Raw genomic sequence first — 13418 nt, 5'->3', positions numbered from 1 at the left:
CAAGGTGGGAGTAGATGACGGGCACGTGGCGCTTCCCGGGGAGAGAACGACCATGGTCTTGCAGAACGTGATTTGGGCGATCACGCTGACCGGAATGGGGCTGGTGGCACTGGGCTTCATTTACGCCATCGCGCAGGCCGGCAAGCCGGCCGATACCGCCGAAGCGGAGCGGGCACATCGAACATCCATCAGCTTGCGCCGCGCCTTGTTCGCGGCGCTTTTGCTGTTGGGCATCGGGATCGCCTGGGCCAGCCTGCGGCCCTTCCCCATTCCGCCGCAGCACCAGCCGCTGGAGGCGGCGCAGGTGGTCGAGGTGGTCGGCCACCAGTGGACGTGGGATGTCAGCCAGACCCACCTGAGGGCAGGCGAACCGGTGGAATTCCGGGTAACCGCCAGCGACGTGAACCACGGCTTCGCGATCTATGCCCCGGATGGCCGCATCGTCATCCAGACCCAGGCAATGCCCGGCTTCACCAACAAGATCCTGTACACGTTCCACACGCCGGGCACCTACAAGATCATGTGCCTTGAATACTGCGGCGTCGCACACAACGGGATGACCGCCGAATTCGACGTGGCCGCGCGGGAGGACAAGTCATGAGCTCGCTCGAACTCTACCCGCAGGACGAGAAACTGTCGCGCCGCGAGCACCTGGCGTTCAACCTGTACATGATCACCGCCCTGCTGCTGTTCGTGCTGATGATGCTGCTGGGCCTGACCATGCGCATGACCCAGGCCGAGTGGACGCCGGTCCAGGCCGCGATGTTCTACAAGATCATGACGATGCACGGCGCCGGCATGGTCGGCACCATGAGCCTGGCCAGCACCGCGGTGATGTGGTTCTTCCTGCGCAAGTACGTGTCGCTGCACGCGTGGGCGTTCCTGAGCAACTACGTGCTGTTCATGCTGGGCGCGCTGTGCATCATCGGGGCGGTGTTCGTCGGCAACTTCGCCAGCGCGTGGACCTTCCTGTACCCGCTGCCGGTGCACTCGATGGGGCTGTGGAGCAACGGCGCAGCCGCCGTGTTCATGGTCGGCTACCTGCTGATCGGCGTGGGCATGCTGATCTTCTACCTGGACGCCGCGGCGGCGATCATCCGGCGCTACGGCAATCTCGCCCGCGGGCTGGGGTTGCAGTGGCTGTTCGGCGGCACCATCGACCCGACCCATCCCAAGGCCGTCGTTGCCGGCACCATGGTGATCATCGCCAACTCGCTGGGCATCCTCGCCGGCGCGGTAGTGCTGGTGATGTGCCTGATCAACGCCTACGACCCGGATGTCGCGCTCAACGCGCTGGTGGTGAAGAACCTGATCTACTGGTTCGGCCACATGGTCATCAACGCCACGATCTACATGGGCGTGATCGCTGTCTACGAACTGCTGCCGCGCTACACCGGCAAGCCCTACGGGATCTCGCGGCCGTTCCTGTGGTCATGGGCGGCGAGCACGGTATTCGTGATCATCGTGTTCCCGCACCACCTGCTGATGGATTACGCTGAGCCGCGCTGGATGCTGGTGATGGGCCAGATCATCTCCTATGCAGCCGGCTTCCCGGTGTTCCTGGTGACCGCCTATGGCGTGCTGACCAACATCCACCGCTCCGGCCTGCGCTGGCAGATGCCCTCGATGCTGGCCGTGCTGGCGCTGTTCGGCTGGGCCGCGGGCATCGTGCCGGCGATCATCGACGGCACCATCAGCGTCAACCGGGTGATGCACAACACGCAGTGGGTGCCGGGGCATTTCCACTTCTACCTGCTGCTCGGCGTGTTGCCGATGATCCTCACCCTGCTCTACCACGTGGTCGGCAGCCGCCGTCGCGCGCCGGTCGACGGTGGCGTGGATCGCGCCGGCCTGTTCCTGTACGCGATTGGCGGCATCAGCTTCTGCATGGTGTTCCTGTACGCCGGCCACATGAGCGTGGCTCGGCGCTTCGCCGCGCACCTGCCGGAATGGCTGCCGTACGACAGGGCCGGTTCGGTCGCCGCAATGGTGTTGATCCTGGGCATGCTGCTGTTCGCCACGCGCCTCATCGGCGGCCTGCTCAAGGCGCCGGTCGATGCCGATCCTGCGCACCCTGCTGGCTAGCACCCTGCTGCTGGCGCTCGGTGGCGCCGTGCTGACGGCCGCCACCGACGGCTTCCAGGCATTCACCAGCGAAACCGCGCGCCGCCTCGCGGTACAGCGCGACCCACCGCCGGTACCGACCGTGCTGCTGGAAACCCAGTCCGGCACCCGCCTCGACCTGACCGAGCTGCGCGGTCGCTGGGTGCTGGTCGACTTCGTCTACACCCGCTGCCTCACCTGGTGCCTGGCGCTGGGCGGCGAGTTTGCGCAATTGCAGGATCGGCTCGCCGCCCCCCTGGCCGACGGCCGGCTGGTTCTGCTCAGCATCAGTTTCGACCCGGTGCATGACACGCCTGCCGAGCTGGCGGCCTACCGACAGCGCTTTCGCGGTCGCGACCACGGCTGGATCGCCGCCCGGCCGACGAGCGAAGACGGCCTGCGCCAGTTGCTGCGCACTTTCGGCGTCACCGTGGTGCCGGACGGCATGGGCGGCTACGTCCACAACGCCGCGATCCAGGTGGTCGACCCGCAGGGGCGGCTGGTGCTGATCCTCGATGCGGGCAACCCGCAGGCCGTCGCGCAGACCATGCGGGGCAAGCTGCCATGAGGATCGGCGGCCGGCAACGCCTGGCCCTGGCCTTCGCCGCGATGCTGTTCGTGGCCCTGCTGCTGCCGCTGGCGCGAGCGTGGCTGGAAGGCCGCATGAGCCTGCAGATGCTGGTGCAGATACCGCTGCTGATCGGGGTCGGCTGGCTGCTGTCTGCCTCGTTGCCGCCACAGCTTGGCGAGGGCATCGCGCGCTGGAACCAGCACGGCATCAGCAGCGTGGTGTTGGCCAGCCTGGCCGGCATGTTCTGGATGCTGCCGCGCTCGCTCGATGCGGCCATCGGCGAACCGTGGATGGCGGTGGCGAAGTTCGCCAGCGTGCCCCTGCTGATCGGCCTGCCGCTGGGGCTGGGCTGGCCACGCATGGGCTTCGTGGTGCGCGGCGTGTTCCTACTCGAACTGATCGCCACGTTCTTCCGGCTGGGCTGGCTGTATCTGGTCTCGCCGGTGCGCCTGTGCAACAACTACCTGCTCGACGACCAGCAGCGCGCGGGCGAGACCATGCTGGTGATCGGCGGCGTGATCCTGACCGGTATCCTGGCCAAGCTGTTGTGGGGGCGCTTCAACCCGGCCTGAAGGGCTACCGGCACGACGTCAGCCGATGCCGGCCAGCCGCAGCAGCGCCGCTGCCAGCGCGCCCACGACCACCACCAGCAGGAACGGCGCGCGCAGCCACAATGCGACACCCGCGGCAAGCAGCGCGCCGAGCCGCGCGTCGAGCGCCAGCGCCGCGCCGGCGCTGAACGTGTTCATCGCGGTCAGCGAAGCCAGCAGGCCGATCGTCAGCGTGCCCGCGACACGGCTCATGTGTTCGTTCTCCAGCCAGCGCGCCGGCACCAGGTAGCCGGCCAGCTTGATCGCATACGCCGCCGCGCTGGCCAGCAGCAGCCACCCCCACAGCGCCATCAGTGGCGCTCCTGCGACGGTACGCCGGCGTCTTCGTAGCCGGCCGGATCGACGTCCGGCTCCAATCCCTCGTCCGCCGGCCCGCGGCTGAACCAGCCCCACAGCGCCGCGACCAGTGCGGCGAGCAGGATCGGCACGCCGGGCGGCACCCGCGGCAAGGCCAGCACGGTAACCAGCGCGCAAACCACGGCCAGCGCCACCGGCTCACGTGCGCGCAGGCGCGGCCACAGCAGGCCGAGGAACGCGGCCACCGCCGCGCCGTCCAGGCCCCAGCGCCGTGGATCGCCCAGCGCATCGCCGAGCAGCGCGCCGGCCAGGGTGAACAGGTTCCACAGCGCGAACACGCCCAGCCCGGCGGCCCAGAAGCCGCGGCGCTGCTCGTCGGGATCGAGCTGGCCCGCGGCGGTGGCGGCGGATTCGTCGATGGTGACCTGGGCGGCGAGCAGCCGGCGCCAGCCGCGCGGCCGGAGCATCCGGTTCATCTGCATGCCGTAGACCGCATTGCGCACGCCGAGCAGGGTGGCCGCGCCGAACGCGGCCGAACCGGCGCCGCCGCCGGCCACCACGCCGATGAAGGCGAACTGCGAGCCGCCGGTGAACATCAGCGCGCTCAGCACCACCGTCTGCCACACGCCGAGCCCGGAAGCGACGCCCAGCGCACCGAACGACACCCCGTACAGCCCGGTCGCCACGGCGATCGAGAGGCCAATCTTCACGGCGGGGGACAACGCGACGCTCACCGGCGGATCTTATCCCATCGGCGGTCCGCCCCGCGCGGGTCGCCGCTCCCTTGGTTCTTTTTGTACATTACTGTAATATCCAGTTATGGAAAACAATCACAACGAAGGCATGAGCGGCTTCCTGGCCATCGAACAGAAGCTCGCGGTCAGCACGCGCAGGCACCGCGGCTTTCCGCGCGACCAGGCCATGCTGGTGCGCATGGTGAAGCTGCTGCACAAGCTGTTCAGCGACCACGCCAACCTGCTGCTGCGCACGCATGACCTGACCCACCCGGAATACAACGTGCTGATGATGCTCGACGGCAGCGAGGGCGGCCTGAGCCCGTCGCAGCTCGGCGAGGCGACCAGCGAGAAGTCGTCGAACACCACCCGCCTGATCGACCAGCTGCTGGCCAAGGGCCTGCTCACCCGCTCGCCCAGCGATGAGGACCGCCGCATGCTGGTGGTGCAGCTCACCGACGAGGGCGAAGCCCTGATCCGGCAGGTGGTGCCGGCGGTCACCCTGCAGCTGCAGGGCTTCTTCGCCGGCATCACCGACGCCCAGCGCGGCCAGCTGGAACACCTGCTGAAGAAAGTGCTGCGCGGAGTGGAGTCGCAGGGATGAGCAGCACCGCGACCGCCGAACCGCCGGCAACGCCGCCGCTGCCCTGGCGCCAGCAGATCGCCCACGCCATGGCCGGCGAAAAGGCCGCGTGGCTGTTCATCCTCAAGACCCTGCTGGCGATCTACCTCACCGGCTGGCTGGCGATGCGGCTGCAGCTGGGCTCGCCATCGGTGGCGATGGTCACCGTGGTCGTGGTGATGAACCGGCAGTCGGGCATGGTGCTGGCCAAGAGCCTGTATCGCGGCCTGGGCACCCTGCTCGGCTGCACCGGCGCGATCCTGGCGGTGGCGCTGTTCCCGCAGCAGCCGTTGCCGCTGGTGCTGTTCATCTCGCTGTGGGCCGGGCTGTGCGCCGGCGGCGCGGTGCTGTTCCGCCACTTCCGCGCCTATGCCTTCGTGCTGGCCGGCTATACCGCGGCGATGATCGTGCTGCCGGCCATGAGCCATCCGGTCCACGTGTTCGACAGCGCGTTCGCGCGCACCTCCGAGGTGCTGCTGGGCCTGCTGGTGGCCAGCGTGGTGTTCGACGCGGTGTTCCCGATCCGCCTGCGCGGCGACCTGCGCGGTAGCGCCGACCGCAACTTCGACGGCTTCCTGGACTTCATCCGCGACAGCAGCCGCGGCGCGCTGGTCGACCACGAGGCGATGGAGCGCACGCAGATGCGCGTGGTGCGCGGCGCACTCGGCTTCGAGGATCTGCGCACCGCCGCGTTCTTCGACGACCCTTCCCTGCGCACCCGCAACGGCCTGCTGAAGCTGCTCAACCAGCGCTTCATGGTCTCGGCTTCGCGCTTCCAGTCGCTGCACCACCTGGTCGACCGCCTCCGGCGCAAGGGCTCGACCACCGCCGCGCAGGCGCTGATGCGCCTGCTGCGCCCGCTGGGCGATGCGCTGGACGAACGCGCCACGCGCGATGACCTGGACCGGCTGGCCGACCAGCTTGCCGCCTGCCATCGACGGATCGCCGCGCAGGCGACGCACGAGCGCGCCGCGCTGGAGCCGTCCTGCCGCGACGACTTCGACACCGGCCACGCGCTGCTCCGCCGCTTTCTCGACGAACTGCGCGACTACGTGCGCACCAAGGCCCATCTGGACCTGGGACGCCGCGCCGGCAAGCCCGTGCCGCAAGCGCGCGGCCGCGTCCACTTTGCCCGCACCAACGACAGCCATGCGGTGATGCTGGCAATGCTGCGTTCGGCCGCGGTGACCCTGGTGCTGTCGCTGCTGTGGCTCTGCAGCGGCTGGACCGGCGGCGCCATAGCCCTGTTCGGTCTGGTCGCGCTGATCTCGATGGCGTCGGCGGCGCCGGATCCGGTGTTCGTCTCCAAGCGCATCGCGATCGGCCACCTGCTGGCGCCGATCGTGGCGCTGCCCACCTACAGCGTGCTGCCACTGCTGCCTACCTATCCGCTGCTGGTGCTCGGTACCCTGCCGCTGCTGATGCTGTCGCTGTACCTGGTCACCCGGCCGACGCTGGCCATCATCGGCATCGCCATGAGCGTGGGCATCCTGGTCGCGCTGGCGATCGGCGAGGCACCGCACGTCGACGCGCCGATGTACCTCAACAGTGGGCTGTCGTTCGCGGTGGGTGCCTGGCTCGCGGTGGCGATCTTCAGGCTGATTCCCTCGGGCCATGGCAGCAAGGGGCGCCGCCGCCGCCTGCTGCGCCGCCTGCGCGGGCTGGTCCGGCTCGCCGCCGGCGCGCCGCTGCCGGGCCTGCTGCCGCGTTTCGAAAGCCTCGCCCGCGACCTGTTCCAGCAGATCGTGGCGCAGACCCGGCCGGGCAGCCGGCATTCGCGCGAGCTGCTGGACTGGGCCCTGATGGTGCATGAAACCGGCCACGCCCTGATCGGGCTGCGCCACGACCTGGCCGAACAGGCGCTGCCGAGCGCGCTGCACGCCGACCTCGACGCCGCGCTGGAGGCGCTGGCCCGCGTCTACGAACGGCTGGACCCGGCCGACCGCGCGGCCGCGCTCGCCCGCGTCCGCCATCTCCTGGCGCAGATCGACATCACCCGCCCGACGCTGCGCGAGCACCTGCACCTGCTGCTGGGCGCGCTGGAGGACGACGATTCCGTGCTCGCCGCCGGCGTCGCCCGCCAGCACCGTCTGCTGCGCCTGCCGGAGGCTACCCATGCCGTATGAGGTCTCCATCGGCGGCGTCTACTTTCCCAGCGTGCTGATGTTGGCCGTCCTGTTGCTGCCCGCGCTGTGGCTGCTCGACCAGCTGCTCGGCCGCATCGGCCTCTACCGCCATGCGACGCATCCGTCGCTGCTGCGCATCGCGCTGTTCACCGGCGTCTGCAGCGTGGCGACGCTCGCCCTGTTTTCCTGAGGTATCCCTGTCATGAGAAGTGCAACCCTGATCCGTGCCGGCTTTACCGCCGCGATGGTCCTGCTGGCGACGGCGGCCGCGTACATCGCCTGGCAACACTACATGTCGTCGCCGTGGACCCGCGACGCGCGCATCCGCGCCGAAGTGGTGCGCATCGCGCCGGATGTCTCCGGCCTGATCACCCGCGTCGCGGTGAAGGACAACCAGCCGGTGAAGAAGGGTGACCTGCTGTTCGTGGTGGACCGCGACCGCTACCAGCTGATCGCCGACCAGGCCGAAGCCGACCTCGCCGCCGCCGAAGCCGCCGCGGCGGCCGCCGGCGCGAACACCTCGGCCGCTGCCGCCGGCGCGCAGGCCAGCGAGGCCGAGGCCGCGATGCGCCGCCTGCAGGCGCAACGCCGCGACCGGCTGGGCGACGTGATCTCGCGCGAGGCGCGCGACGATGCCTCTGCCGCCGCCGAGGCCGCCCGGGCCAGCTGGCGTCAGGCGCAGGCGGGGCGCAGCGCCGCCAGTGCCAGCCAGCGGCGCGCGGTTGTCGCGGTGCGCCAGGCGCGCATCGCGCTGGAGCGCGCGCAGCTCGACCTGGCCCGCACCGAAGTGCGCGCGCCCAGCGACGGCAGCATCACCAACCTCGACGTGCGCGCCGGCGACTTCGCCGAGGCAGGCAAGCCGCGCATGGCCCTGGTCCGGCGCGACGACATCTGGATCTATGGCTACTTCGAGGAAACCAAGCTGCCGCAGGTGCACGTCGGCGATCCGGTCGACATCCGCCTGATGGCCGGCGGCGTGCGCCTGCGCGGCCGCGTCGACAGCGTCGCGGTGGGCATCGCCGACGGCGCCAGCCCTGCCAGCGACAACCTGCTCGCCCAGGTCGAACCCACCTTCAACTGGATCCGCCTGGCCCAGCGCGTGCCGGTGCGCGTGCGCATCGACGCGTCGTCGATCCCGCGCGGCGCGGTGCTCGCCGCCGGCATGAGCGCCACCCTGGTCGTCCAGGGAAACCGCCGGGACTGATCGTCAGGCCGGCCGTGGCCGGCGCAGCAGCCGCAACGGCGCGGGCATGCCGCCGTGCTCGGCAGTGAGGCCGGACATCACCAGCCGCCGGAACGGCGAGAGCCGCGCGCCGGCGCCCAGTGCCAGCTTGCGCAACACGCGCGCCGGGCGGCGGTCGTCGGTGTACAGGCCGGCCAGGGCGTTGGTGGCCAGGTACAGTGGCCGCGTGGCCAGCCGCAGCCGGCGCTCGTAGCGCGCCAGCAGCGCCGGCGCGGCGATGGACTGGCCGGCGGCCTGCGCGGCGCGCAGCTCGCGCGCCAGCAGGTCCTGCCCGAGCAGGCCGAAGTTGAAGCCGTGCGCGGTGACCGGGTGCATGCCCACCGCGGCGTCGCCGATCAGCGCGAAGCGCTCGGCCACGAAGCGCTGCGCGTACACGCCCACCAGCGGGTAGGCACAGCGCGGGCCGGCCACGGCCATGCTGCCCAGCCGGTGCCCGAAGCGTTCGGCCATGGCCGCTTCCAGCGCCGCATCGTCCAGCGCCAGCAGCTCGCGCATCGCCGGCGGGGTCAGCGTCAGCACCACCGACGAGGTGTGCGCATCGTGCAGCGGCAGCAGGGCCAGGGTCTGACCGTGGCCGAACCACTCCCACGCCACCTGCTCGTGCGGCACCTGGTGGCGCATGCGCAGCACCAGCATGGTCTTGCCGAAGTCGCGCATCTGCGCACCGATGCCCATCGCGCGGCGCGTCTCGGAGAAGCGGCTGTCCGCCGCCACCACCAGCTGCGCGCGCAAGGTGTCGCCGTTGTCGAGGTCGACCTCGGCGCCGGCGGCGCTGGTGCGCACCGCGCCGACCCGCGCGCCGGTGATGCGCTCGACCTCGGGCAGCGTCATCACCTCCTCATACGCGACGCGACGGATCGCGTGGTTCGACAGCAGCCAGCCGAGCTGGTCGGTGCCTGCTTCATCGTGGCGGAACATCAGGCCGGCGTGGTCGTCGCCGTCGAGTACCATCGCGTCGCGCAGGGTGCCGACCTCCTCCTTGCGCAGACGCGTCCACAGGCCCAGTTCGCGCAGCAGGCGCTGCGAACGATGGGTGATCGCGATCTCGCGGCCGTCGTCGGCCGGCGCGGCCAGCGCGGACTCTTCCTGCCGCTCCACCAGCGCGATGCGCAGGCCGCTGCCGGCCAACGAACGGGTGAAACACAAGCCGGCCGGGCCGGCGCCGATGACCACGATGTCGAACGACATGGGCAGAACGCTCCTGGAGATGATCGTCGGCAAGCAACGGGTTGCGACACCGGCTCGTGCTGATGCCGGCGGGGAAACCGCCGGCGGTTGCCCCGTCAGCCGCCGCAACCGCCGCAGCAGATCGACGGCAGCTGTACCACCTGCTTCGGCGCTACCGTCCAGCCAACCTGGCGCAGCACCTCGATCAGGTCCGCCGCCGTCGCCGAGGCGGATACGCGCATCACCAGGCCGCTCATGTCCAGGTCGGCCACCGCGGTGGGGTCGACATTGAACAACGCGTCCTGCACGACGGCAGGATCGGGGGCGGCTTCGGTCAGGGCAATATGGAATTCCATTGGATTTCCTCGATTCATGGACACTGTCACGGTGTCGTCCACACCGATATTCGGCACCGGCGCCACCAGCCGCCTTGACCCCGGTCAAGCGCGGGGCCGGCCATGTCGATCCAGTCAGCATCCATTCGTCGCATGGACAACCTCCTGCAAAAGGCGATCCGCCATGCCGCTCCAGCTCTACGCCCACCCGTTCTCCTCCTATTGCCAGAAGGTGCTGATCGCGCTGTACGAGAACGGCACGGCGTTCGAATGGCGGGTGCTCACGCCGGACGACGCGGCCACCAGCGCCGAGTTCACCGCGCTGTGGCCGATCCGCCGCATGCCCCTGCTGCGCGACGGCGAACGCACGGTGATGGAGTCGAGCATCATCATCGAATACCTTGGCCAGCATCACCCCGGCCCGGTGCGCCTGATGCCCGCCGACGCCGGCGCCGCGCTCGAGGCGCGCCTGCTGGATCGCTTCTTCGACAACTACCTGCAGACGCCGCAGCAGAAGATCGTGTTCGACAGCCTGCGCCCCGCCGCCGACCGCGACCCCTACGGCGTCCGGGAAGCGCGTGCCATGCTCGACACCGCCTACGCCTGGCTCGACCGCAAGCTCGCCGGCCGCACCTGGGCTACCGGTGGCGACTTCAGCCTCGCCGACTGCGCCGCCGCGCCCGCGCTGTTCTACGCCGACTGGACCCACCGCATCCCGGCAACTTGCAGCAACGTCATCGCCTATCGGCAACGCCTGCTGGCGCGGCCCTCGTTCGCGCGCGCGGTGGACGAGGCGCGGCCGTACCGCTCCTACTTCCCGCTCGGCGCGCCCGAGCGCGATTGAGCCGAAGACGCCCTACTCGGCCGGCAGGGCCACGCCACGGCGTGCCCGGCGTCCCTTCCACAGGTAGCCGATGCCCAGCAGCACGAACCACACCGGGCTGGCGATCAGCGCCTCGCGCGTATCCGGCTGCAGGCTCAGCAGCACCAGCACGAACACGAAGAACGCCAGGCAGGCCCAGCACATGAATACGCCGCCGGGCATCTTGTAGATCGACGCCTGATGCAACTGCGGCCGCTGGCGCCGGTAGGCGATATAGCCGAACAGGATCAGCGACCACACGAACATGAACAGCACCGCGGACAGCGTGGTAATCAGGGTGAACGCGGTGATCAGGTCGGGGATCAGGTAGATCATCGCCGCGCCCAGCAGCAGGCAGAAGCAGGAGAACAGCAGGCCCAGCGACGGCACCGCCGCGCGCGACAGCCGCGCGAACGTCTTCGGCGCATGCTGCTCCTCGGCCAGGCCGTACAGCATGCGGCTGGTGGAGAAGATGCCGCTGTTGGCCGAGGAGGTGGCCGAGGTCAACACCACGAAGTTGATCAGGCTGGCCGCGGCCGGGATGCCGGCCAGCACGAACAGTTCCACGAACGGGCTCTTGCCCGCTTCCACCAGGCGCCACGGCGTCACCACCATGATCGCGATCAGGGCCAGCACGTAGAAGATGATGATGCGCACCGGGATCGAGTTGATCGCCTTGGGCAGGTTGCGCTTCGGGTCGGCCGTCTCGGCCGCGGTGGTGCCGACCAGCTCGATGCCGACGAAGGCGAACACCGCGATCTGGAAGCCGGCGAAGAAACCGCTGAGGCCCTTCGGGAAGAACCCGCCGTCACTCCACAGGTTGGCCAGCGAAGCCTTGTGCCCGCTCGGCGAGGTGAAGCCCCAGGCAACCAGCGCGAAGCCGGTCGCGATCAGCGCGACGATCGCCACGATCTTGATCAGCGCGAACCAGAACTCCAGCTCGCCGAACAGCTTCACCGTGACCAGGTTCAGGCTGAGCAGCAGCAGTACGCACAGCACCGCGGGAATCCACGGTGCCAGCCCGGGGAACCAGAACTGCGCATAGGCGGCGATCGCGATCACGTCGGCGATCGCGGTGATGACCCAGCAGAACCAGTAGGTCCAGCCGCAGAAGAAGCCGGCCCACGGCCCGAGCAGGTCGGTGGAGAAGTCGATGAAGGACTTGTACTCGAGGTTGGACAGCAGCAGCTCGCCCATCGCCCGCATCACGAAGAACAGCATCACGCCGATGATCAGGTAGACCAGCAGGATCGACGGCCCGGCCAGGCTGATCGTCTTGCCCGAACCCATGAACAGGCCGGTACCGATCGCGCCGCCGATGGCGATCAGCTGCAGGTGCCGGTTGGAAAGGCTGCGCCTCAGGTGCTCGGGGTGTTCCAGCGATGCGGTCATGCGGCGCGCCTTGGCGATGGGAAGGGGTCAACATACAGAAAAGCGCCCGCGGCATCCACGCGGCGCGCCACGCGCCACCTTCCCGCCGGCAACCGCTAACCCTGCCCGCGCGGCTTCGCCGGCAGGCCGCGGGAGTAGGCGTACAGCGCGCCGACGTGCTACGGACCCCAATAGTCGAACTTGAAGATGCTTTGCGCGGGAATGGAAAATGAAATTTCCCCACCGCATTTGATGACATGATATCCGGGCTCTATTTGACCACGCGCACCGATGGGGTGAGGCCAAATCTTGCCATCGACTGTCAGCGGGCCACATTGACCACCATTGTCATCGGCGAGGATCAGATAGGTGAGGCCATCTGGCGAGCGCGAAACTGAGCCACGAAGATCGCGATGACTACAAGCAGCGCAACCGATTGCCAGAATAGCCAAGACGATCTGCCGAATCATGGCCGCGAACTTCCCTTGCCGGCTAACACCTGAATTAAGCCGAGCCGCGAAGCGGCTTCGGCTTGAATGAATTGTTAGGGCACGTACTTTGCGATGAATGGAAATTCATGTGAGCAGCCGCCCTTCAGGTTTGCTGCAATGTTCTCATCACCACTCGCATGTGGCGAAATACTCAGGTAGTAATTTTGACCATTCTCTTTGGCGAAAATGATCCATTCACCGGTCAACTTGCCGGCTGAGCCACGGTCAACAATGGATTCCTCGACCACCCGACGGGAGAGTTCCCTGACCATTTCGCTCGTTACAACATCACTCTGAGCCGAATCAAAAACGTTATTCACGAGCTTTTCAAGCCCATTCTTGCCGAAGTGATTAATGATGTTGTGAGCAAAAGTGCTTGGGAGTATGGGCAAGAAGTGCTTGTGCCATAGGCCCTTTAGCACGCTTCCCTTGAACTCAGTTGCTTCCTTTGTCTGTAGGGAAGGGCCAAGACCCTCCAGATGTTTGATTTCTGAAATCACCTGATGGGGATCGACGCCGCTCACCTTGTCTAGTAGGTAAAGATTTACGATAAAAAGGGAGCTATACCTGCCAGGTGCTAGCAGATCAAGTTCATATAGACGTGCCAACTCTACAATTCTTGCGGGCTCAATCTGCTCGATTTCGGTACCGTTGTGAACTCGAAATCCTGTCTGCACGTTGCGATATCCTTGAATTAGGGCCCTAACGCTGGAATTGAGCGGCGGCGGAGCCGTCCGCCTCGAATGAGGTGTTAGGCATCCGTGGCGAGGATAAGCCTTTGGTTGGACAAAATGCAGGATAGCCGGCTATGTCTGCGCACAGCGACCTACAGATTGTAGAGCACGACATATACGACGAAGGCGGCGAAGACGGAAAAAGCGATCC

At 68.0% G+C, this 13418-nt stretch carries 16 protein-coding genes; 9 read left to right on the top strand and 7 right to left on the bottom strand.

Annotation, left to right across the window (positions count from 1 at the left end):
- Window positions 1–52: 52 nt before the first annotated feature.
- Genes RHOOR92_RS0100070 through RHOOR92_RS0100055 form a run of 4 tightly spaced genes read left to right on the top strand, consistent with a single transcriptional unit; the run spans window position 53 to window position 3246 of the window.
- A complete protein-coding gene (locus RHOOR92_RS0100070; protein ID WP_027489251.1) occupies window positions 53–601 on the top strand; it encodes a cytochrome oxidase in 549 nt (182 codons plus the stop codon).
- Window positions 598–2085, top strand: coding sequence for a cbb3-type cytochrome c oxidase subunit I (locus RHOOR92_RS0100065; protein WP_027489250.1), 1488 nt, complete (start codon window positions 598–600; stop codon window positions 2083–2085). The genes RHOOR92_RS0100070 and RHOOR92_RS0100065 overlap by 4 nt, the downstream gene beginning before the upstream one ends.
- Window positions 2057–2671 carry an SCO family protein gene (locus tag RHOOR92_RS0100060; RefSeq protein WP_027489249.1) on the top strand — a complete coding sequence of 205 codons (615 nt, stop codon included), beginning with the start codon at window positions 2057–2059 and terminating at the stop codon, window positions 2669–2671. Before RHOOR92_RS0100065 ends, RHOOR92_RS0100060 begins: the two co-directional genes overlap by 29 nt.
- Window positions 2668–3246 (top strand): hypothetical protein, encoded by a 579-nt coding sequence (locus RHOOR92_RS0100055; protein WP_027489248.1) that lies wholly within the window; start codon window positions 2668–2670, stop codon window positions 3244–3246. Before RHOOR92_RS0100060 ends, RHOOR92_RS0100055 begins: the two co-directional genes overlap by 4 nt.
- 18 nt (window positions 3247–3264) lie before the next feature.
- On the opposite strand, the gene RHOOR92_RS0100050 is transcribed toward RHOOR92_RS0100055, so the two are convergent.
- Together RHOOR92_RS0100050 and RHOOR92_RS0100045 are read right to left on the bottom strand one after the other, a co-directional pair.
- The gene (locus RHOOR92_RS0100050) at window positions 3265–3576 is read right to left on the bottom strand and encodes an AzlD domain-containing protein (protein ID WP_007509273.1); all 312 of its coding nucleotides are present in this window, start codon (window positions 3574–3576) and stop codon (window positions 3265–3267) included.
- Window positions 3576–4292, bottom strand: a complete 717-nt coding sequence (locus tag RHOOR92_RS0100045; RefSeq protein WP_196801988.1) for an AzlC family ABC transporter permease — start codon at window positions 4290–4292, stop codon at window positions 3576–3578. The genes RHOOR92_RS0100050 and RHOOR92_RS0100045 overlap by 1 nt, the downstream gene beginning before the upstream one ends.
- A 133-nt stretch (window positions 4293–4425) precedes the next feature.
- Here RHOOR92_RS0100045 and RHOOR92_RS0100040 point away from each other — a divergent pair, with 133 nt between their 5' ends.
- Genes RHOOR92_RS0100040 through RHOOR92_RS0100025 form a run of 4 tightly spaced genes read left to right on the top strand, consistent with a single transcriptional unit; the run spans window position 4426 to window position 8268 of the window.
- Entirely contained in the window at window positions 4426–4920 is a 495-nt protein-coding gene (locus RHOOR92_RS0100040) for a MarR family transcriptional regulator (RefSeq protein ID WP_027489247.1), read from the top strand.
- A complete protein-coding gene (locus RHOOR92_RS0100035) occupies window positions 4917–7064 on the top strand; it encodes an FUSC family protein (RefSeq protein WP_007509279.1) in 2148 nt (715 codons plus the stop codon). The genes RHOOR92_RS0100040 and RHOOR92_RS0100035 overlap by 4 nt, the downstream gene beginning before the upstream one ends.
- The gene (locus RHOOR92_RS0100030) at window positions 7054–7254 is read left to right on the top strand and encodes a DUF1656 domain-containing protein (protein ID WP_007509282.1); all 201 of its coding nucleotides are present in this window, start codon (window positions 7054–7056) and stop codon (window positions 7252–7254) included. The genes RHOOR92_RS0100035 and RHOOR92_RS0100030 overlap by 11 nt, the downstream gene beginning before the upstream one ends.
- A gap of 12 nt (window positions 7255–7266) precedes the next feature.
- Window positions 7267–8268 carry an HlyD family secretion protein gene (locus tag RHOOR92_RS0100025; RefSeq protein ID WP_015448126.1) on the top strand — a complete coding sequence of 334 codons (1002 nt, stop codon included), beginning with the start codon at window positions 7267–7269 and terminating at the stop codon, window positions 8266–8268.
- A gap of 3 nt (window positions 8269–8271) precedes the next feature.
- Here RHOOR92_RS0100025 and ubiM read toward each other — a convergent pair whose 3' ends face one another.
- Both ubiM and RHOOR92_RS0100015 read right to left on the bottom strand, forming a co-directional pair.
- Window positions 8272–9495: a 5-demethoxyubiquinol-8 5-hydroxylase UbiM gene (ubiM, locus tag RHOOR92_RS0100020; RefSeq protein ID WP_015448127.1), complete on the bottom strand. Its 1224-nt coding sequence runs from the start codon at window positions 9493–9495 to the stop codon at window positions 8272–8274.
- A gap of 95 nt (window positions 9496–9590) precedes the next feature.
- Window positions 9591–9830 (bottom strand): hypothetical protein, encoded by a 240-nt coding sequence (locus tag RHOOR92_RS0100015; protein ID WP_007514864.1) that lies wholly within the window; start codon window positions 9828–9830, stop codon window positions 9591–9593.
- Between the two features lie 163 nt (window positions 9831–9993).
- On the opposite strand from RHOOR92_RS0100015, the gene RHOOR92_RS0100010 reads away from it, so the two are divergent.
- Complete coding sequence (locus RHOOR92_RS0100010; RefSeq protein WP_015448128.1) at window positions 9994–10653, top strand: glutathione S-transferase family protein; 660 nt, start codon at window positions 9994–9996, stop codon at window positions 10651–10653.
- Window positions 10654–10665: 12 nt separating this feature from the next.
- Here the strand turns inward: RHOOR92_RS0100010 and cycA are convergent, their stop codons facing one another.
- From cycA to RHOOR92_RS19435, 3 genes are all read right to left on the bottom strand, one after another.
- Window positions 10666–12063, bottom strand: coding sequence for a D-serine/D-alanine/glycine transporter (gene cycA, locus RHOOR92_RS0100005; RefSeq protein WP_015448129.1), 1398 nt, complete (start codon window positions 12061–12063; stop codon window positions 10666–10668).
- Between the two features lie 158 nt (window positions 12064–12221).
- Window positions 12222–12512 (bottom strand): hypothetical protein, encoded by a 291-nt coding sequence (locus RHOOR92_RS19060; protein WP_015448130.1) that lies wholly within the window; start codon window positions 12510–12512, stop codon window positions 12222–12224.
- Window positions 12513–12586: 74 nt separating this feature from the next.
- The gene (locus RHOOR92_RS19435; protein ID WP_015448131.1) at window positions 12587–13210 is read right to left on the bottom strand and encodes a hypothetical protein; all 624 of its coding nucleotides are present in this window, start codon (window positions 13208–13210) and stop codon (window positions 12587–12589) included.
- Window positions 13211–13418: the final 208 nt, after the last annotated feature.

It is taken from the genome of Rhodanobacter sp. OR92 (assembly GCF_000427545.1).
In the GTDB taxonomy this organism is placed as follows: domain Bacteria; phylum Pseudomonadota; class Gammaproteobacteria; order Xanthomonadales; family Rhodanobacteraceae; genus Rhodanobacter; species Rhodanobacter denitrificans.
Note: the sequence above shows the minus strand (reverse complement) of the source record. Positions and strands in the feature narration are given on the sequence as shown.

Bases quoted from the DNA above. Each gene is read 5' to 3' on its own strand.
- RHOOR92_RS0100065 (WP_027489250.1), top strand. From the start codon at position 598: ATGAGCTCGCTCGAACTCTACCCGCAGGACGAGAAACTGTCGCGCCGC.
- RHOOR92_RS0100060 (WP_027489249.1), top strand. From the start codon at position 2,057: ATGCCGATCCTGCGCACCCTGCTGGCTAGCACCCTGCTGCTGGCGCTC.
- RHOOR92_RS0100010 (WP_015448128.1), top strand. From the start codon at position 9,994: ATGCCGCTCCAGCTCTACGCCCACCCGTTCTCCTCCTATTGCCAGAAG.
- RHOOR92_RS0100070 (WP_027489251.1), top strand. From the start codon at position 53: ATGGTCTTGCAGAACGTGATTTGGGCGATCACGCTGACCGGAATGGGG.
- ubiM (WP_015448127.1), bottom strand. From the start codon at position 9,495: ATGTCGTTCGACATCGTGGTCATCGGCGCCGGCCCGGCCGGCTTGTGT.
- cycA (WP_015448129.1), bottom strand. From the start codon at position 12,063: ATGACCGCATCGCTGGAACACCCCGAGCACCTGAGGCGCAGCCTTTCC.
- RHOOR92_RS0100040 (WP_027489247.1), top strand. From the start codon at position 4,426: ATGAGCGGCTTCCTGGCCATCGAACAGAAGCTCGCGGTCAGCACGCGC.
- RHOOR92_RS0100030 (WP_007509282.1), top strand. From the start codon at position 7,054: ATGCCGTATGAGGTCTCCATCGGCGGCGTCTACTTTCCCAGCGTGCTG.
- RHOOR92_RS0100050 (WP_007509273.1), bottom strand. From the start codon at position 3,576: ATGGCGCTGTGGGGGTGGCTGCTGCTGGCCAGCGCGGCGGCGTATGCG.
- RHOOR92_RS0100035 (WP_007509279.1), top strand. From the start codon at position 4,917: ATGAGCAGCACCGCGACCGCCGAACCGCCGGCAACGCCGCCGCTGCCC.
- RHOOR92_RS0100025 (WP_015448126.1), top strand. From the start codon at position 7,267: ATGAGAAGTGCAACCCTGATCCGTGCCGGCTTTACCGCCGCGATGGTC.
- RHOOR92_RS0100015 (WP_007514864.1), bottom strand. From the start codon at position 9,830: ATGGAATTCCATATTGCCCTGACCGAAGCCGCCCCCGATCCTGCCGTC.
- RHOOR92_RS19060 (WP_015448130.1), bottom strand. From the start codon at position 12,512: ATGATTCGGCAGATCGTCTTGGCTATTCTGGCAATCGGTTGCGCTGCT.
- RHOOR92_RS0100055 (WP_027489248.1), top strand. From the start codon at position 2,668: ATGAGGATCGGCGGCCGGCAACGCCTGGCCCTGGCCTTCGCCGCGATG.